Below are 18,740 nucleotides of genomic sequence, written 5' to 3'. Positions count from 1 at the left end.
TGGGGCCTGTCACACAAAAAGAAGAAAGCAATGTATGAGCAAACAACTGGATATGACCCCACAGCCGGATCTCTCCCAGAAAACGGGAACAGGCCCGGTCCGTACTCGGCTGCCCATCTGGCGGCCGGCCCTGCCACCCTGCAACCACGCCTGCCCGGCTGGCGAGAACATCCAGGCCTGGCTCTCCCTCGCCGAAGCGGGCCGCTTTGAAGCCGCCTGGCAGACCCTGATCGAAGAAAATCCCCTGCCCGCCGTTCATGGCCGGGTCTGCTATCACCCCTGCGAGAGCGCCTGCAACCGCGCTCAGGTGGATGAATCCGTCTCCATTCACGCCATCGAGCGTTTCCTCGGCGACGAGGCGCTGGCCAAAGGCTGGCTGCCCGCGCCGCCAGCTCCTGCCAGCGGCAAGAAAGTGCTGGTGATCGGCGCCGGTCCCTCCGGCCTCTCCTGTGCCTGGCACCTCAGCCGGCTCGGCCATCAGGTGGAGATCCGCGAAGCGGGGCCGCTGGCTGGCGGCATGCTGCGCTTCGGTATTCCTGCCTATCGCTTGCCTCGCGACGTGCTGGACAGGGAGGTCGCCCGCATCCTTGCTGCCGGAGTGACTCTCACCCTCAACCACAAGGTGGAAGACGTGCTCAAGGCGCGCGATCAAGGGGGCTTTGACGCCGTCTTTATGGCCATCGGTGCCCATCTGGCCAAGCGGGTCGATATTCCGGCCCGGGAAGCGGGCAAGATCCTCGATGCGGTGAGTTTCCTTGAGCAGGCCAGTCTGGCCGAAGAGCAGGGACTGCCACCGCCAAAACTGGGACGGCGGGTAGCGATCTACGGCGGCGGCAATACCGCCATGGACGCAGCCCGCACCGCCCGTCGCCTCGGGGTGGAGGAGGCGATGATCATCTATCGCCGCGACCGGGACCATATGCCCGCCCACGTCTTCGAAGCCCTTGAGGCCGAGGAGGAGGGGATCAAGATAAACTGGCTGCGCAGCATCCGCCAGCTCGACAACACCCATATCGAAGTGGAGGTGATGGCGCTGGATGCCGAGGGCAAACCGGTACCCACCGGCAAGTTTGAAACCCTGGAGGCGGACTCCCTCATTCTGGCGTTGGGGCAGGAGGTGGACTTGAGCGTACTGGAGAGCATTCCCGGCGTGCGGGTCAACAAGGAGGGGGTGGTGCAGGTGGCGGGCAACCTGATGACAGATGTGCCCGGCCTCTTTGCTGGCGGCGACATGGTGCCCTCAGAGCGCACCGTCACCATAGCCACCGGCCACGGCAAGAAGGCGGCGCGCCATATGGATGCCTGGCTGCGCGGTCGCCACTACCACAAACCGCTTTCCTATCCATTAGTGGGACCCGAGCAGTTGCAACTCTGGTTCCAGACCCACGCGCCCGCCAGCAGTCAGCCGGTCAAGCCGGCGTGGGCGCGGGACGATTTTGGCGAGATCATCGGCGGGCTGGATGAGGTGGCCGCCCGTTACGAGGCGGCGCGCTGCTACTCCTGCGGCAACTGCTTCGAGTGCGACGGCTGCTACGGCAGCTGCCCCGAGCAGGCCATCGAGAAGCTGGGGCCGGGCAAGGGCTATCAGGTGGATGCGACGCGCTGCACCGGCTGCGGTGCCTGTCACGACCAATGCCCTTGTCACGCCATCGAGCTGCGCCAACCGGAGGAGTCCCAATGAAACATGAACTGATCATGGTCGATGGCAACGAAGCCGCGGCCCGGGTGGCATACCAGCTGAGCGAAGTGTGCGCCATCTATCCCATCACCCCGAGCTCGACCATGGCTGAATTGGCCGACGCCTGGGCGGACGAAGGGCAGACCAACCTCTGGGGCAACATCCCCACAGTCGTGGAGATGCAGAGTGAAGGGGGTGCGGCTGGTACTGTACACGGCGCCCTGCAGGCGGGGGCGCTCGCCACCACCTTCACCGCCAGTCAGGGGTTGATGCTGATGCTGCCCAACATGTACAAGATCGCCGGTGAATTGACCGCGGCAGTGTTCCATGTGGCGGCCCGCTCGCTGGCGGCGCAGGGGCTCTCGATTTTTGGCGATCATCAGGATGTGATGGCGGCGCGCAGCACCGGCTTTGCCATGCTCGCCTCCGGCTCGGTGCAGGAGGCACAGGATCTGGCGCTGGTTGCCCACAGCGTCACCCTGCAGTGCCGGGTGCCCTTTATCCACTTCTTCGACGGCTTTCGTACCTCCCACGAGGTGAACAAGATCACGGCCCTGCACCGGGACGAGATCCGGGCGCTTATCGACAACGACTGGGTGCGGGCCCACCGCGCCCGGGCGCTCAACCCGGATCACCCCGTGATGCGCGGCACGGCCCAGAACCCCGATACCTATTTCCAGTCCCGCGAGAGCGTCAACCCCTTCTACGAGGCAGTTCCGGCCCGGGTGCAGCAGTGCATGGACAACCTCGGCGAGCTGACCGGCCGCCACTACCGGCTGGTGGAGTACCACGGTGCGCCCGATGCCACCGACGTCATCGTGCTGATGGGCTCGGGGGCCGCCACCGCCCGCACCACCGTGGATTGGCTCAACCGGCAGGATCGCAAGACAGGGGTCTTGGTTGTGCGCCTCTATCGCCCCTTCCCGGTACAGGCGCTGCTCGATGCGTTGCCCGAGAGCGTGCGGCGCATGGCGGTGCTGGATCGCACCAAGGAGCCGGGGGCCGGTGGCGAGCCGCTGCTGCTGGATGTGCAGAGCGCGCTGATTGACGGCTTGCAGCGCGGCCTTATCAAGCGGCTGCCGTGGCTCAGTGGCGGTCGCTACGGCCTCTCGTCCAAAGAGTTCACCCCCGCCATGTGCGCGGCGGTATTCGAGGAGCTGGCATCCGATGCGCCGCGCCCCCGCTTTACCGTGGGGATAGTGGATGACGTGTCGGGCCTCAGTCTGGCATGGCACCCCATCGGCGATCTGGAGCCTGCCAGCCGGGTGCGGGCGCTCTTCTTTGGCCTCGGTGCCGACGGCACAGTCGGTGCCAACAAGAACAGCATCAAGATCATCGGCGAGCTGGAGGGCTTCCATGCCCAGGGCTACTTCGTCTACGACTCCAAGAAGTCGGGCTCGCGCACCGTCTCCCACCTGCGCTTCGGCCCCGAGCCCATCGACGCCCCCTGGCTTATCGAGCAGGCGAGCTTTATCGGCTGCCACCAGTGGGGTTTTGTCGAATCGGTCGATCTGCTGGAGCATGCCGCCGAAGGGGCGACCCTGCTGCTCAATGCTCCCTATGAGCCTGACCGGGTGTGGGCCGAGCTGCCCGAGCGGCTGCGCGCCCGTATTCGCGCCCTCAATATCCGCCTCTACTGCATCGATGGGGATCGGGTGGCCGAGCGCAACGGCATGGGCAATCGCATCAACACCATCATGCAGACCTGCTTCTTCGCGTTGGCTGGCATCTTGCCGCGGGATGAGGCGATTGCGCTGATCAAGGAGAGCATCGAGAAGAGCTATGCCCGCAAGGGGCCCGAAGTGGTCGAGCGCAACTTCGCGGCGGTGGATGACACCCTGGCCCATCTCCATCAGGTGGCCATCCCGGCCGGGGACGAGCAGATCAGCGACTATCCGCTGCCACTGGCACCGGGGGGCAGCGAGTTTGTCCAGCGGGTCACTGGCGAGATGCTGGCGGGGCGCGGCGATCTCATCCCCGTTTCCATGCTGCCGGTGGATGGCACTTACCCCACCGCCACCAGCCGCTTCGAGAAGCGGGATATTGCCCGCGAGATCCCCATCTGGCACTCCGATATCTGCATCCAGTGCGGCAACTGCGTCTTTGTCTGCCCCCACGCGGCGCTGCGGGCCAAGTTTTACCATCAGGACTGGCTGGCGACCGCCCCCGAGGCGGCCCAGTCGGTGCCCGTCACCGCCAGGGGCTTCCCCGACAGCCGCTATACCCTGCAGCTCTATCCGGAGGATTGCACCGGCTGCGGCCAGTGCGTGCAGGCCTGTCCGGTGCGGGTCGGGGCTGATGAGGAACATGAAGGCACGCGCGCCATCACCATGATGGACAAGGCGCCGCATCTGGCTGGCCAAAAGCAGGCGCTGCGCTGGTTCGAAAGCCTGCCGTGGCCTGCCCGCGAGCGGGTGGATTTTTCCACCGTGCGCGGCGCCCAGTTCCTGGAGCCCCTGTTCGAGTTCTCCGGTGCCTGCGCTGGCTGTGGCGAGACCCCGTATCTCAAGCTGCTGACCCAGCTGTTTGGCGATCGCATGCTGGTGGCCAACGCCACCGGTTGCTCCTCCATCTATGGCGGCAACCTGCCGACTACGCCGTGGGCCAAGAATGGCGAAGGAAAGGGGCCCGCCTGGTCAAACTCCTTGTTCGAGGACAACGCCGAGTTCGGCTTTGGCTTCCGCCTCACCGCCGATCAGCATCATGGTCAGGCGGTGACAGCCTTGCAGGCGATGAAGGGGGAGCTGGGCGCCGAGCTGGTGGAGTCGCTTATCAGCGCCCCGCAGCGGCTGGAGTCGGAGATCCGTGCCCAGCGCACCCGGGTCGCGCAAGTGCGTGAGCGGCTGGAGGAGGTGAAATCCGGCAAGGCTCGCGAGCTGCTGTCCCTTATCGATCAGCTGGTGCGCCGCTCGGTCTGGATCATCGGCGGCGATGGCTGGGCCTATGACATCGGCTCGGCGGGGCTAGATCATGTGCTCGCCTCCGGGCGCGACGTGAACGTGCTGGTGATGGATACCGAGGTCTACTCCAACACCGGCGGCCAGATGTCGAAATCGACCCCGCTCGGTGCCGTCGCCAAGTTCGCGGCGGGGGGCAAGACGCTGGCCAAGAAGGATGTGGCGCTGCAGGCCATCTCCTACGGCAACGTCTATGTGGCACGTATCGCCTTTGGCGCCAATCCGCAGCAGACGCTGCAGGCCTTGCGTGAGGCCGAGGCCTACCATGGCCCGTCCCTCATCATCGCCTACAGCCACTGCATCGCCCACGGCATCGACATGGAGCTGGGGCTGACCCAGCAGAAACGGGCGGTGGACTCGGGCCACTGGCCGCTGCTGCGCTACAACCCGGTATTGCGCAGTGCGGGGCAGAACCCCTTCAGCCTCGACAGCCTGCGCCCCTCCATTCCGCTCGCCGAGTACAGGGCAGAGGAGAACCGCTACCAGGTGCTGACCCAGAGCCACCCCGAGGAAGCCGAACGGCTGATGCAGGTGGCGCAACAGGTTGCCTGGCAGAAGTGGGCCACCTACGAGGAGATGGCGACCCGGGAGGCCAGCCATTTCCATCCGCCGGTGTGAGCGTGGGGTGAAATCGATATAACCAAGCGGGCCACTGGCCCGCTTTTTATTGGGTGAAGAATTTACCTGACCGCCAATATGGTCAACATAGTGGCTATTGAAGAGGTAGAATAATTTGTTGATATATCTTTCTAAGCTAGGCAGGATCCAAAAAATGGAAATCTTCATTTTGATGTTTTATGTGACACCTTTTTATGTTGTAAGGAGTGATTTTGAAAGTGGCTGGTATAGATGCAGGAAAACTAAAGCCTATTCCTGATATAGAGTCTGGAGATGAAAAGGAAGTCTTTGCATTTTACGGCTTGGCTTCATTTAATGCACAGTGTGCAGAAAAGGCACTTGTGAACTTTGCTATGGGCTACAAATTATTGGATGAGTCAGCCCTTACAGAAGAACAATGGTTAGAGCTTTATGATGGATTAAACTCCAAGACATTTGGACGCCTATTGGGTCAGATAAAAAGGCGAGTTGATTTATCAGAGACTTTGTTAACTCACCTTGATGATACTTTGCAAAAAAGGAACTGGTTAGCCCATGATTTCTTTTACGATTATGCTATCCATATGAGTGATTATGATGGGCGTGTTGAGATGATAACGCAGTTGCAATCGCTCATAATTAAATTTCAAATAGTAGATCGTGAAATCGAAAAATTAAGTTCTTTAGTATGGCTGCAATTTGGTATTGATGAGTCTTGGATACAGAACGAAATATCAGCACAGAAGTTAGAAAAACAATCAGCCAAAAAAAATAACAAAACCCCATAATGGAATGTCAAATTGGTTCTATAACATTTTGCATTAATTTTACTACAGGAGTGTTAATTGAATATTAGTGATGAACAGGCCAAAGCTGCATATCAGATTGCTAAAAAAGTATTTAACGGCAGTTTACAAAAAAAGGAAGGTGCAGAAATTTTAGCTACTAAGTATGGCTTAAATAAAAATAGCGCTAACGACTTTATAAATAACTATCAATGTATCATAAATGGCTTGATCTTCAAAAGAAACCTCAAGACATCCTTTATCGATTTTTTCTTGAGCTCTATTTATATAGAAAATGGGTTTGAATCACTACAGAAGGCCATAAAGGCTTTAAAATTACATGTTGAATATTGGGAGGATCAAACAGATACCAATGCTTTATCCAAAAGGAGACTTATAGAAAAATTTGAATCAATAGTTGAACATCCAACCACAATGGAGGAGTATAAACAAAATTTTCAGTTGGAAGTTAATAACGCATTGAGTTTATCACATGAAGAACGCCAAAGAGGGTTATCCCAAGTTGGAATAAGTTCGTCATATTATGAGGTAAAAACGAAAGTTTTTATTCGAAACCCATATGTTGTTGCAGCAACATTAGTACGAGCTAAAGGAGTGTGTGAGGAATGTAAATGTAAGGCCCCCTTTAATAGGGTTTCTGATGGAACACCATATCTTGAAGTTCACCATATAAAGCCCTTGGCCAACGGCGGTGAAGATACCATTCAAAATACTGTGGCTTTATGTCCGAATTGTCATAGAAAATTCCATTTTGGTTAGATGGAACCAAACTAATTTTAAGCTGAATTTATCAACGCGTAAACTTCTTGCTCATTCACTGAGTGATGATGCTTTCTTTTTATTCCAAGGCAAGTAAGCTGCGTGGCAAATAGCGTCAAGCAGGAGAAAGGGACGATGACAGAGCAATATAGAGCTGGGACGATCGGCATTCTGGGAGCGGGGTGGCTTGGGCTGCCGTTGGCGGCCTGATAGGGTCTACTTAGCGCCGTCGTGAGCGGCCAATAAAAAGCCCGGCTTGAGCCGGGCTGGAGGGATAAGTTGCTTATCCGGGTATTCGTCGAGGCGTCTAATGTGGATGTTGTTTGAGGATGTCGTATATCTCCTCTTTCAGTTTGAGTTTCTGTTTTTTCAGATCCTTCACCTCGGAGCTGTAGTCGCTGGCATGATGCTTTTCCAACTTTCTAATCTCCGCATCCAGGTCGTTGTGCAAGTCAAACTTCTTCTGGAAATGGACATCACTGCTCTTCAGTTTCGAGATGAGATCTCTGTACTCTGGGAACATGTAATGAAGCCTCCTTGGTTTCGTTTGATTGTGCCTTCAAAACAAAAGTACCCCTTCCCCCCAGAGATAAATGTGATCCCGATCGAATTCGGGACCAATGATTTGCTGCATGGGGAAGATTATTTCTAACTCATTGAATCACAAGCTGATAAGTCATTTGTAAGTAATGTTTTGAGCTTCAAACTGGAATCTCGATCACAGCTGTGACGGTTTGATGACGGCGGCGGGCTGGCAAGGGAGTAGCAAAAAGGGGCGCAAGGCCCCTTTTCGTAACGGGTATGGCGTTTACTCTTTTTTCTTTTTCTTCTCGGGCAGCGGCTTGCCATCGCGGGCGATGACCTTGCCCACTTCGAAGCCTATCTGCGCTGCCAGCTCTTCCAGATCCGGCGCCTTGGCTTCGTTGCCGATGGCGTACTGGTAGTTGGCTATGGTGATCTTCTCGGCTACCGGGGTGCCCGGCACTATGGGCTCACGCCAGCCCTGCCCGACATGCGCAACGAGCGTGCCGTTCATGATGAGCTCGCCGACGATTTCCTGGGTGGGGATGCCCTTGCCGTAGGTGAGACCCTGCGGGTGCTTCTTGCCGACCAGCGGCTCCGTGCTGGCAGGCATCAACTTGGTGCGGATCAGCCACTTGGGATCCTTGGTCTTGCCGAGTGCTTTGCCGGTCTGGTATTCGTTGATCTTGATGGTCTTGATCATCTGGGCCATAAAATCTTTGGTCAATGCTTTCTGGGCTTCGCTCGTCTCGTCGATGGCGATGGGCGCCACATACCAGATTTTAGAAGCCTGCGCCTTGGGAGCCGCGGGCGCGGTTTGCGCCATGGCCAGCGGGCTGAGCAGGATGGCAGCCAACAAGAGTCCGATTTTCTTCATTGTGATTCCGCTTATGTTTCAACAAGAATTTTGTTTTGCCAGCGACGACTGCGCCAGCGCCAGAACATGGCCAGACCGCGCACCCACTCATCGCAGGCGAGCGCCAACCAGATGCCGACCAGTCCATAACCCTGCATGATACCAAGGAAATAGGCGAGGGGAACGGCAATCCCCCACATGGAGACGAGCGCCATGTAGAGCGGGAAACGGGCATCCCCGGTGGCACGCAAGGCGTTGATCACCACCAGATTGAAGGTGCGGCCGGGTTCGAGGATGAGGCTGATGAGAAACAGCTGTGCCACCTGGGTGATGATGTCCGGATCGTCGGTGAACAGGCTGATGATGGCGCGGCCGTTCAGGGCGGCGGCGATGGCGATCAGGGTAGTGACGATGAGGCCTAACTTGAGGCTCTTCATCAGCTGGTTATAGGCCTGCTCGAAGCGGCGCGCTCCCGCCAGATGGCCGATGATGATCTCGTTGCCAAGGCCGATGGAGAGGCCGAACAGCAGAATGAACAGGCAGATCTGGAAGAAGTAGGACTGGGTCGCCAGCGCCTTGTCACCGAGCAGGCCGACGAAGGCGGTGACCACCATGAACTGCAGCATCCAGGAGAGGTTCTCCCCCGCCGCCGGCAGGCCTATGTGCAGCACCTTGTCCAGCATGACCTTGCTGGGACGGACAATCTCGGGCAGACGCAAGCGGATGCCTGTCTTGCGCGTCACCAGCCACACCAGCAGCACGACGCCAACGATGCGACCCGCCACAGTGCTGATGGCGACCCCGGCCACCCCAAGCTGGGGCAGGCCGAACCAGCCGTAGAGCAGCAGCAGGTTGCCGACGAAGGTGATGAGATTGACGGTCAGGGTCACGTACATGGCCTGACGGGTATGACCGTGGGCGCGCAGGGTAGCGGCCAGACAGAGGGCTGCCGCCTCCGGCAACAGGCACAGACCTATGATCTGCAAATAAAGGGTGGCATCGCCCATCAGGTGGGCGGGCAGGTTCATCAGTGAGAGCATGGTGCCGGCGCCGGCGAGCACGCCGACCGCGGCCACCAGCCCCACCAGCAGGTTGAAGCCGATGGCGGTGTGGATGACGATGCGGGCTTTTTCCCGATCGCCAGCCCCCAGATATTGGGTGATCACCACGCTGGTGCCTATGCTGACGAAGCTGAACAAGGTGATGGCCAGATCGAACACCTGGTTGCCGACCGCCAGTGCGGCGACGCCCTGATAGGAGACGTGGCCCACCATGAAGGTGTTGAGGGCCCCGGTCAGAAAGTGCAGGGCGAGATCAATAAACAGCGGCCAGGTCAGGGAGAAAAGTGTGCCCGGGCCCGCGTGGGGTTGAGTTTGCATGGGATGTCCAAATACTGGGGATGGCCCTCGTCAGCGCCATCTGGACGGGCATTTAACACCAAGAGCCTGCGGGGTGCAATCTTGCCTTGGGAGGAGAGTGTGCCAGACCAGCCCTGGGCATGGTCTGGCAACCGATCAGGCCAGGGTGGCGCCCGCCTCCTGCTCGGAGGGCAGGGTGAGCCGCGCCGAGTCCGGCAGGGCATCATCCTGGGGCCAGTGGGAGAGGATGGCGTCCGTGGTGCTCTCCACCACGGCGTCATCCTTGAACACGGGCTCGCGGTAGCAGCGGGTCATGCGCAGCGCCTGATACATGTCGGGGCAGAGGATGACACCCTCGTCGCCCACCCGGATCCCCGCCTGCTTGAGCCACTGGCTCATCTGGCCGTGGCGACCGGCCATCACCATATGAATGCCGCGCCGTTTCAGTTCCCTGTGCAGCTCCCCCACCATGCTCATCACGCTGATGTCCTGATGGGTGAAACAGGCTACCGCATCCACCACCAGGCATTTGGGATTGTGGGGATCCTGCACCAGCAGCGCCAATACCCGCCGTTTGAAGTAGGGGGCGTTGAAGTAGGTGAGCGGCGAGTTGAAGCGATAGACCAGGATGCCGGGAATGGCCTTGGCCTGTTCGTTGTCACCCAGGGTGCGCACTACCCCTTCGTCATCCATGCCGAGCAGTTGATCGGTGGGGCGCATCACGTTGCGCAGGAACTGGAACAGACCCAGCAAGACGGCGAGGGTGATCCCAGGGATCACTCCCATGGCCAGCACGCTGATGAAGGTGATGAGCGCCAGCCAGAAGGCGGATCTGTCGGAGTGGCGCAGGGCCCACAGGCCGCGAAAGTCGGTGAGCGACAGCGCCGCCATCACCAGCACAACGCCGAGGGCGGCGGTGGGTATGTATTGCAGCGGTGCCGTCAGGTAGAAGGTGATAATGGCGATCACGGCGGCGGCTATGATGGAGACCAGCTGGCTCTTGCCGCCGTTGGCATCGTTGACCGCGGTGCGAGAATCGGCGCCGCTGATGGCAAAGCCCTGGGAGGCGGCGGCCGCCAGATTGGCCATGCCAAGGGCCCGAAACTCCTTGTCCGCATCTATCTCGTAGCCGTTTTTGGCGGCGAAGCTGCGGGCGGTGAGCATCATGGAGACGAAGCTCACCATGGCAAGGTTCAAGGCGGGCAGCACCAGTTCGCGCATCAGACCGGGAGGAAACTGGGGGAGCTGAAACGCGGGCAGGCCCGAGCCCACCAGACCGAGGGTGGCGATTTCGTGATCCCCAAGGCTGAAACCCCATACCAGAGCCCCCGTCACCACCATGGCTACCATGGAGGAGGGCCAGGCAGGCTTGTAACGTTTGGCCAGCAGCAGGGTGAGCAAGGCGGTCAGGCTCATGGCCAGGGTCGGCAGATGGGTTTGAGTGATGTAGTAGGCCCCGCTGGCGATCCGCTCTATGAGGTAACGCTCATCGAAGGTAAATCCGAAGATCTTGGAGAGCTGGCTCACCATGATGGTGATGGCCACCCCGTTGAGCAGCCCCATCAGTATGGGGCGGGAGAGAAAGTCCGCCAGCACCCCCAGCTTGAAGCGGCTGGCGATGAGGCACCAGAAGCCCGTCATGGCGGTCATGGTCATCACCAGTTGCCAGTGGCGGGTAGCATCACCGGCGGCGAGCGGGGTCACCACGGCGGCGATGACGGCGCAGGTGGCGGCATCCGGGCCGACGATGAGCTGGCGGGAGGTGCCAAACAGGGCATAGACCAGCATGGGCAGTATGCAGGAGTAGAGGCCGACCAGGGGCCCCACGCCGGCGAGCTCGGCATAGGCGATGGCCACGGGCAGCGCCACGGCCGCCACCGACAGTCCAGCGCGCACATCCGGCATCAGCCAGGCCCGCTGGTATTGCAGCAGGGCGGCGAGGCCCGGTAGCCAGCGTTCGAGAGAGAAGAAGTCGCGCATTATTTAACCCATTGAGTTACAAACAGCTTTTCCCTAGTGTGCCCAAGGTTGCCGAAACATTGCAATGCGGTTATGGCCAGTTCACTACAAGGTCAGGCCAGATGCTCAGCCAACGTTTTTCCTGGATGCGCTGCACAAACACCTGGCTCTCCTGACGACAGCGCGGATTGGCACTCACCTGCAGGGACCAGTTGTGGGCAAAACCGTAGGGGGCCAGCCACTCGAACTCCTCGTCCGGCAGCAGCCTGACCCCGATGCAGGTAGGTACCTCCACCCAGTGGCTGAGGGCTTCCAGACTGCTGACAAAGGGGGAAACCCGCTGGCGCTGGTGCATCCGGGCCTGATTGCGCACTTCCCAGCGCTGGCCAGGCAGGCGGGCCGTCAGCCACTGCTCATGTTCAGACTCTGCCAACCCTTGTGGGTCAAGGGGGTCGAGGTAGATGAGATCGATATCGTTGAGCGGGGTAGGTACGGCTTTGCCGTGCAGGTGATCCCAGATGAGGTTGCGGATAAAACCGGCCCCCAGCGCCCAGTCGGGCAGGGCCAGCTCGGCGGCGGCCTGCAAACAGGCCATCCGCTGGCGATCGGCCCGCAGCAGGCGTTCTGTCTGCGCTCTCAAGTCAGCGTCGTCTAGTGCCAACTGGGCCAGCACCTCAACCTGCATTGCGGCGCAGCCAGACGTCTATGTAGCTGCAGCTGGGCACTATGGTGAGCCCCTCGGCCTGGGTCCAGTCGTAGAAGGTGCGCGCCAGCTGATCGGCGATGCCCTGTATCCTGAGCTCCGGCGGGACGAAGGTGCTGTAGGCATCTATGGTCTTGGCATCGAGCCGGCGGTAACGCAGCCTGGACTCCTTGCCATCCACCACACAGATGAATTGTTGCTGGTTGGCCTGATGAATGATCTCGCTCATGCTTGCTCCTCGATACGGGGGATGGGGCTATCTGACCATGTTGGCAACCCTTTGCCAACTGTGCGGGCTCGCTTACACTGCGAACCCCATCGGGTGCATACCCGCTAGCCAAGGTATAGAACAGTTAACAGAGGATGGATCCCATTATGGCCTTCGCCACGCTGGAAGATCTGATTGGCAATACCCCCTTGCTGGCCCTGCGCCGCATCAATCCCTGGCCCGACGTCACCCTGCTGGTGAAGCTGGAGGGCAACAACCCGGCTGGTTCGGTCAAGGACAGGCCGGCGCTGAACCTCATCAGGGCGGCGGAAGCGAGTGGCAAGTTGCGCGCGGGAGCCAGGCTGATTGAGGCCACCTCCGGCAACACAGGCATCGCCCTTGCCATGGTGGCGGCGGCGCGAGGTTACCGGATGCGGCTCATCATGCCGCGTACCATGAGCCAGGAGCGGCGAGATGCCATGCAGGCCTATGGCGCCGAGCTGGTGCTGGTGGAGAACGGCATGGAAGAGGCGCGGGATCTGGCGCTGGCCATGGAGGCCAGCGGTGAGGGGCTGGTGCTCGATCAGTTCAACAACCCGGCCAACCCGGATGCCCACTACCAGTCGACCGGCCCCGAAATTTGGCGCCAGAGCGAGGGGGCGGTCACTCACTTCGTCTCCGCCATGGGCACCACTGGCACCATAATGGGGGTCTCCCGTTATCTGAAGGAGCAGAACCCGGCGGTGCAGGTGATAGGCCTGCAACCGGCAGAGGGGAGCCAGATCCCGGGCATTCGCCGTTGGCCTGCAGCCTATCTGCCCGCCATTTTCGAGCCACAACGAGTCGATCGGGTGCTGGATGTGACGCAAGAGGAGGCGCTGGTCATGATGCGCCGACTGGCGCGGGAGGAGGGGATCTGCTGCGGAGTCAGCTCAGGTGGTGCCGTAGCCGGAGCCCTGCGGGTGGCGGCAGAGATCAAGCAGGGGGTGGTGGTGGCCATCATCTGTGATCGGGGGGACCGCTACCTCTCCACCGGGGTCTTCACGCCGCCAGAGCAGGTGGCCACCTAGCGTGGCGCTCGGTACTGCCTGAAACCAAGATGTTATTAATCAGTACCTTGCTGATAGTTTTCTTCATGTACAACTTGTAACAATCCATCCTGTTCGCAAGGTTGAATCCCTCTCTCTCCTGTTTGACACTCGGCGCCCTCTCGTCACCGATGCAAACAGGAGCGTCACATGATCTTGCCTTCCTCTCTGAGCATTTCCCTTATTGGCCTTAGCCTGGCCCTGACAGGCTGCGCCGTCGAACCCTACGCCTACCAGTGCGGCGAAAAGCACTGCTCCGTCATCGATCACAAGGGGGAGAAACATGAGCGGCCGCTGGATGAGATGAAACCCGTCTGGGAGCGCAACCAGGAGCGGGAAGAGGCTATCCGCCGCAACAAGGAGTCCATCTGGCGCGAAAAAACGCCTGAAGAGAGCGGCAACTACGGCGCCGGTGCCACCATCCGCTGGTAACTGAGGGCCCCGCGATGCGGGGCCTCCATCCAGATTACTCCCACGCCCGTTCCAGCAGGTCGAGCAGTTGAGCCCGGTCGGCATCCTTGCGGTTATAGAGCAGGGCGCCGTCATTGATGGCGAGATCCCGGATCTCGGGCAGCAACCCCTTGTCGGTGATGCCTGCCTCACGCAAGGTGCGCGGCAGCTTCACCGCCTGCCACAGGCTATCGCGCAGGGCGCACAGCGCCTGGATGGCTGCCTGGGCCCGTTCTGTGGCCGGGGTTGCCGCAAAGCGCTCGGCACCGACCAGGGGCAGCAGCAGGCGGGCCAGCTCAGGGTCTATGCCCGGGCGGTTGTAGTCGAGCACGGTCGGCAGGAAGAGGTTCATGCACAAACCATGGGGCAGGTGACAGCGGGCCCCCAGGCTGTGGCCGAGGGCATGCACCAACCCCACCATGGAGTTGGAAAAGGCCATCCCCGCCAGGGTGGATCCTTCCGCCAGTTGCAGCCGCAGCTGCTTGTCTTGCGGGCTTTGCAGCACCTTGGGCAAGGCGTTGGCGATTTTCTCTATCGCCATCAGGGCCAGGGCGTCGCTGACCGGATTCTTGGCATTGCCGATGAAGGCCTCGATGGCGTGGGTCATGGCATCCATGGCGGTGGCGGCCGTGATGTTGAGGGGCAAGCCCTGGGTGAGGCGCGGATCCAGCACCGCCAGCTGGGGCAGCAGGAAGGGGGAGGTGAAGGGCACTTTGCGCCCGCTCGCCTCATCCTTGATCACCGCCACCAGCGTCACCTCGGATCCCGTACCTGCCGTGGTGGGCACCACCGCCAGTGGCTGCAGGGGCCGGGTCAGACAGCCTGCACCGGCGTAATCCAGCAGCCGATCCCCGCCCATGGAGGCGAGGATGTTGACCGCCTTGGCGGTGTCGATGACGGAGCCGCCGCCCAGCGCCACCAGGCTGTCGCATTCGAGCTCCCGATAGCGGGCCGCGATCCGCTCCACCACGGCGGTGGAGGAGTCGGCCGGGATCTCGTCCCAGATGTCGGCGACCGGCAGCTCCCCCTCGGCCAGCACATTGGCCAGCAGGGTGGCGAGCCCTGTGCCGCTGACCCCCTTGTCGGTGAGCAGCAGCGGACGGCGTGCCCCCAGACCCGCCAATTCGCCAGCCAGCTGTTCCAGCGCCTGCTCGCCCGCCATCAGTTTGACCGGACAGAAGAAATCATAATAGCGACTCATGTTGTTCATCCTTTTATTCAGCCGGTCAGCAGACCCAGGTAGATGTGGCAGGCACGCGCCAGCTTGTTGCGCGGGCTCGGATAGTGGCGCAGCAGCGGCCGCGCTATGAAGGCGGGCAGGATCAGGGCCTGCAATTGCTCCAGTGCCCGCACCAGGTGCATGGCGACGGTGAGATCCCCTTCCACCAGCAGGCGGTTTTCACTGAACGCCTGATTGACACCGAGCCGAAAGCTGAGGGCGCGAAAGGCGATACCCGGATGTTTGAAGCGCACCCGCAGCGGGTGCAGATCGCCGCTGGTATGTGCCGGTACGCCGCATTGCCAGCGACCCGCTGCTTTATGGATGATCAGCGCCTGGGTGAGGCCCGCTACCTCCAGCCGTATGGTGAGGCCGTCGGGCAGGGGGGCGAGTTCACGCCGTACCGCCTCATCGACCCGGGCGGCGCGGCACAGGGTGCGCCCTATGACCCAGAGCAGGGTGGCGATCCAGAGACGGCGGCCAAGGGCCACCAGGGATTCAAGCGTCCGGTTTTGCATGAGGATTCACTCCCGAGATGGCAGACCAGAAGAGGGCGAAGGCACTGGCTTGCCAGTGGGCGTTCTGCCCCAGTTCAGGTTGATCGACAAACAGGGAGGCGCACGCCAGAAACTGGCTCTGGCATACCTCCAGCATCAGGGCCGGCGGGGCTTGCATCAGGGCTCCGCTGGCCTGGCCCAGGGTCAGCAGTTGCGGCAGAAAACGCAAGGTCTCGCTCAGGATCTGGCTGCGCAGGGAGCGCGCCAGCAGGGGAGAATGGAAGAAGCCCAGCACGAACTTGAGCTCGTTGGGATGGGCCTGCATCCACTGCATGGCTTGCTGCCAGTAATGACGGGCCTGCTCGCACAGGGGCAGGGCGGCGTCCGCCTCCGTGATGGCGGCGCCGAGGCGCAGTTTGATGTCCTGATAGAGGCACTGGATCAGCACCTCCTTGCTGGGGAAGTGGTGAAACAGGGTGCCATTGGCCACCCCTGCCGCCTTGGCGATACGGGCGGTGGCGGCGCCTTGCAGCCCATCCTCGGCACACAGGGCAAGGGCGGCATCCAAGATCTGGCGGCGTTTGTCGGTCATGGGTTTGCTCATGCAGGCCTCGTCACGGGCGGTTAGCGTAAAAACAGCGCCATCATCAGCCGCTGGTGCCAGCGCCGATAAGGGGGATGAACCAGGGAGCCGGTACTGAATTTGCCACGGCTGAGCACGGTTTTGGCCTTGGAGAAGGTGAGAAAGCCTTCATGGCCGTGGTAGTGGCCCATGCCGGAGGCACCTATGCCGCCAAAGGGCACATCATCGGCCGCCACCTGGAACAGGCTCTCGTTGATGGCCATGCCGCCGGAGTGGGTCTCCCGGGTTACCCTGGCTTGCAGGGCCGGGTCCAGGCTCATCAAATAGAAGGCGAGGGGGCGGGGGCGGGCACCTATGTAGGCGAGCGCCTCGTCGATGCTGTCGTAGGGCACCAGCGGCAGCAGGGGGCCGAAGATCTCCTGTTGCATCACCTGACAGTGGTTGGGTACCTCGGTCAATAGATGGGGCACCAGCCGGTGGGCTAGGTCGTCCCGGGCCGGGCTGCCGCAGGGGTGCACCTGGGCACCCGCCTGTTCGGCCTCGGCCAGCCAGCCGGTGATCCGTTCATATTGGCGCCCATTGATGATGGAGCCGTAATCTTTGCTGGCCAGTCCCCTGGGATAAATGCGGGCAAAGTGGTTGCGATAGGCCTCGATGAAGGCCTGCTCCTGGCCCCGTGGCAGCAACACATAGTCGGGGGCCACGCAGATCTGGCCGGCGTTGAGGCTCTTGCCGAAGATCATCCGTTCCACTGCGAGTGCGATGGGCATGTCGGGGGCGACAAGGCAGGGACTCTTGCCGCCAAGCTCCAGGGTGAGCGGGGTGAGCTGGGGGGCGGCTGCGGCCATCACCAGCTTGCCCACTGCGGTTGAGCCGGTGAACAGCAAGTGATCGAAGGGGAGGGCGCTGAACGCGGCGGCCACTTGCGCATCCCCCTCGACGACCGTCACCTCCTCTTCGTCGAACACGCCGTCCAGCAGCTCGCGCAGCACGGCATTGGTGTGAGGGGTGAATTCGGATAGTTTGAGCATGGCCCGGTTGCCGGCGGCGATGGCGCTGATGAGAGGTCCCAGGCTCAGCATCACGGGGAAGTTCCAAGGCACTATGATGCCGACTACGCCAAGGGGCTGGTAGAACACCTCGACTCTGGCCGGTGCCAGCAGCAGACCGGTATGGCGGCGGTGAGGGCGCATCCAGCGTTTGATCCGCTTCTGGGTGTAGTTGATCTGCATGACACAGGGCAGGATATCGGCGATCAGGCTGTCGTAGTCGCTGCGCTGGCCATAATCCTGTGCCAGGGCGTCGCACAGTTGCTGCTTGTGGTCGAGCAGGGCGCGCTTGAGCTGATTCAGATGGGCTCTACGTTCACTCAGGCCAGGCATGGGATTGGCCTGACAGGCTTGCCTGAGCCTGGCCAGCTTGTTTGGTAGCGACAACTTGTCTGTGGTGGTCTCCTGCAACTGAACCGCTTCCATGGCATACCTCGCGCGTTAATTGACCGACTGATTGGTCGGTCTAAATCTAGCGGCTTGTTAACCTACTGTAAAGTTATCTCATCTGGCTTGGCACAGGGTTGCGGATGACTCACCTGTTAACTGTGCGACCCACCACACTTTCAGGGTTTGATGGTTGGTGGTTTATCCAATAAGGGGTAGTTTTTGGTTATCAACCTACAAGGAGTGAGCGATATGACCAGGGAACTGAACAGCTTGTTGGCCCGGCTTGATGATGTGGTCGAGCGGATGCCGGATTGCTTCAATACCTATGAGTTTGCCCAGAAGCTGGCACTGCAACATCAGCGCGAGTTCTTTGCCGCGGGCCACTCCCTGGCCGAGCAGGAGGGGCGCCTGTTGCGGGTGCTGCACCAGAAGATTGCCGAGGCGCTGGCCAGCAGCGATGTGGTTATCGAGGGGGCACTCTTGCCATGCGTGACCCCCTGGGGCGAGAAAGCCACCTCGCCGCGCTGGCATCGCAAGCACTGAGTCGGCAAACAGACAATGAGAAAGGCCCGTGACGGGCCTTTCTCATTTCTCATGGCGAGCGGGGCTCACTGCGTCAGGCGGCGCGCCTGCCAGTAGCGGCTGTTCCAGTAGACGTTGTCGAGGCGCGAGCGGATCACCCCCTTGCTGGTGGAGGCGTGGATGAACTCCCCGCCACCGGTGTAGACGCCGACGTGGTATTGCTGCCAGCCGGTCTTGAAGAAGACCAGATCGCCGTGCTGCAGCCGGAAGCGATCGACTGGCGTGCCGAGACTGGCCTGGGATTCTGTGGTTCTGGGCAGGTTGAAGCCCAGTACCTGGCTGTAGGCAAGCTGGGTGAAGGCGGAGCAGTCGAGGCCCGCCCGGCTGGATCCGCCCATGCGATAGGGCACACCACGCCACTGCTGATAAAAGCTGTCGAAGGCACTGCTTTGACGAGGTGGCGGCGGTTCGGGCGTGCTGGAACAGGCGGCCAGCAACAGGGCCAGCAGGGGCAGCAGCAACTTGCAATCCATAGGGGC

Annotated in this window: 18 protein-coding genes; 7 read left to right on the top strand and 11 right to left on the bottom strand. The window is 60.8% G+C overall.

Going from position 1 to position 18,740, the window contains the following annotated elements; genetic code table 11:
- The first annotated feature begins 34 nt into the window (after positions 1-34).
- The 4 genes from GWQ31_RS03160 to GWQ31_RS03145 all read left to right on the top strand — a co-directional run bounded on the left by GWQ31_RS03160 (position 35) and on the right by GWQ31_RS03145 (position 6,797).
- On the top strand, positions 35-1,681 hold the full coding sequence (locus GWQ31_RS03160) for an NAD(P)-binding protein (RefSeq protein WP_275908613.1): 1,647 nt from the start codon (positions 35-37) through the stop codon (positions 1,679-1,681).
- Positions 1,678-5,253, top strand: coding sequence for a pyruvate:ferredoxin (flavodoxin) oxidoreductase (gene nifJ, locus GWQ31_RS03155; protein WP_275908612.1), 3,576 nt, complete (start codon positions 1,678-1,680; stop codon positions 5,251-5,253). The genes GWQ31_RS03160 and nifJ overlap by 4 nt, the downstream gene beginning before the upstream one ends.
- A 218-nt stretch (positions 5,254-5,471) precedes the next feature.
- On the top strand, positions 5,472-6,020 hold the full coding sequence (locus GWQ31_RS03150) for a hypothetical protein (RefSeq protein ID WP_241776498.1): 549 nt from the start codon (positions 5,472-5,474) through the stop codon (positions 6,018-6,020).
- Positions 6,021-6,077: 57 nt separating this feature from the next.
- Entirely contained in the window at positions 6,078-6,797 is a 720-nt protein-coding gene (locus GWQ31_RS03145; protein WP_275908611.1) for an HNH endonuclease, read from the top strand.
- 307 nt (positions 6,798-7,104) lie between these two features.
- On the opposite strand, the gene GWQ31_RS03140 is transcribed toward GWQ31_RS03145, so the two are convergent.
- The 6 genes from GWQ31_RS03140 to GWQ31_RS03115 all read right to left on the bottom strand — a co-directional run bounded on the left by GWQ31_RS03140 (position 7,105) and on the right by GWQ31_RS03115 (position 12,424).
- A complete protein-coding gene (locus tag GWQ31_RS03140) occupies positions 7,105-7,320 on the bottom strand; it encodes a DUF465 domain-containing protein (protein WP_005313020.1) in 216 nt (71 codons plus the stop codon).
- 285 nt (positions 7,321-7,605) lie between these two features.
- Positions 7,606-8,196 (bottom strand): hypothetical protein, encoded by a 591-nt coding sequence (locus tag GWQ31_RS03135; protein ID WP_005313022.1) that lies wholly within the window; start codon positions 8,194-8,196, stop codon positions 7,606-7,608.
- An 11-nt stretch (positions 8,197-8,207) separates the two neighbouring features.
- Positions 8,208-9,554, bottom strand: a complete 1,347-nt coding sequence (locus GWQ31_RS03130) for an MATE family efflux transporter (RefSeq protein WP_042468540.1) — start codon at positions 9,552-9,554, stop codon at positions 8,208-8,210.
- A gap of 135 nt (positions 9,555-9,689) precedes the next feature.
- Complete coding sequence (locus GWQ31_RS03125; RefSeq protein WP_275908610.1) at positions 9,690-11,513, bottom strand: SulP family inorganic anion transporter; 1,824 nt, start codon at positions 11,511-11,513, stop codon at positions 9,690-9,692.
- Positions 11,514-11,583: 70 nt separating this feature from the next.
- Positions 11,584-12,177: a nucleotidyltransferase family protein gene (locus GWQ31_RS03120; protein ID WP_275908609.1), complete on the bottom strand. Its 594-nt coding sequence runs from the start codon at positions 12,175-12,177 to the stop codon at positions 11,584-11,586.
- The gene (locus GWQ31_RS03115; protein ID WP_005313036.1) at positions 12,167-12,424 is read right to left on the bottom strand and encodes a GNAT family N-acetyltransferase; all 258 of its coding nucleotides are present in this window, start codon (positions 12,422-12,424) and stop codon (positions 12,167-12,169) included. The genes GWQ31_RS03120 and GWQ31_RS03115 overlap by 11 nt, the downstream gene beginning before the upstream one ends.
- Positions 12,425-12,558: 134 nt before the next feature.
- On the opposite strand from GWQ31_RS03115, the gene cysM reads away from it, so the two are divergent.
- Positions 12,559-13,473 carry a cysteine synthase CysM gene (gene cysM / locus GWQ31_RS03110; protein WP_113721147.1) on the top strand — a complete coding sequence of 305 codons (915 nt, stop codon included), beginning with the start codon at positions 12,559-12,561 and terminating at the stop codon, positions 13,471-13,473.
- Positions 13,474-13,641: 168 nt separating this feature from the next.
- On the top strand, positions 13,642-13,923 hold the full coding sequence (locus GWQ31_RS03105; protein WP_099992382.1) for a hypothetical protein: 282 nt from the start codon (positions 13,642-13,644) through the stop codon (positions 13,921-13,923).
- Between the two features lie 34 nt (positions 13,924-13,957).
- Here the strand turns inward: GWQ31_RS03105 and GWQ31_RS03100 are convergent, their stop codons facing one another.
- Genes GWQ31_RS03100 through GWQ31_RS03085 form a run of 4 tightly spaced genes read right to left on the bottom strand, consistent with a single transcriptional unit; the run spans position 13,958 to position 17,715 of the window.
- The gene (locus GWQ31_RS03100; protein ID WP_021137929.1) at positions 13,958-15,142 is read right to left on the bottom strand and encodes an iron-containing alcohol dehydrogenase; all 1,185 of its coding nucleotides are present in this window, start codon (positions 15,140-15,142) and stop codon (positions 13,958-13,960) included.
- A gap of 17 nt (positions 15,143-15,159) precedes the next feature.
- Positions 15,160-15,678: an SCP2 sterol-binding domain-containing protein gene (locus GWQ31_RS03095; RefSeq protein WP_275908608.1), complete on the bottom strand. Its 519-nt coding sequence runs from the start codon at positions 15,676-15,678 to the stop codon at positions 15,160-15,162.
- A complete protein-coding gene (locus tag GWQ31_RS03090) occupies positions 15,659-16,261 on the bottom strand; it encodes a TetR/AcrR family transcriptional regulator (RefSeq protein WP_275908607.1) in 603 nt (200 codons plus the stop codon). Before GWQ31_RS03090 ends, GWQ31_RS03095 begins: the two co-directional genes overlap by 20 nt.
- 20 nt (positions 16,262-16,281) lie before the next feature.
- Positions 16,282-17,715, bottom strand: a complete 1,434-nt coding sequence (locus GWQ31_RS03085; RefSeq protein WP_275908606.1) for a coniferyl aldehyde dehydrogenase — start codon at positions 17,713-17,715, stop codon at positions 16,282-16,284.
- A 213-nt stretch (positions 17,716-17,928) separates the two neighbouring features.
- Between GWQ31_RS03085 and GWQ31_RS03080 the strand changes: the two genes are divergently transcribed.
- A complete protein-coding gene (locus GWQ31_RS03080; protein WP_005313055.1) occupies positions 17,929-18,222 on the top strand; it encodes a hypothetical protein in 294 nt (97 codons plus the stop codon).
- Between the two features lie 65 nt (positions 18,223-18,287).
- On the opposite strand, the gene GWQ31_RS03075 is transcribed toward GWQ31_RS03080, so the two are convergent.
- A complete protein-coding gene (locus GWQ31_RS03075) occupies positions 18,288-18,734 on the bottom strand; it encodes an NlpC/P60 family protein (RefSeq protein ID WP_265434410.1) in 447 nt (148 codons plus the stop codon).
- Positions 18,735-18,740: the final 6 nt, after the last annotated feature.

Source organism: Aeromonas sp. 2MA4, assembly GCF_029237305.1.
In the GTDB taxonomy this organism is placed as follows: domain Bacteria; phylum Pseudomonadota; class Gammaproteobacteria; order Enterobacterales; family Aeromonadaceae; genus Aeromonas; species Aeromonas salmonicida.
Note: the sequence above shows the minus strand (reverse complement) of the source record. Positions and strands in the feature narration are given on the sequence as shown.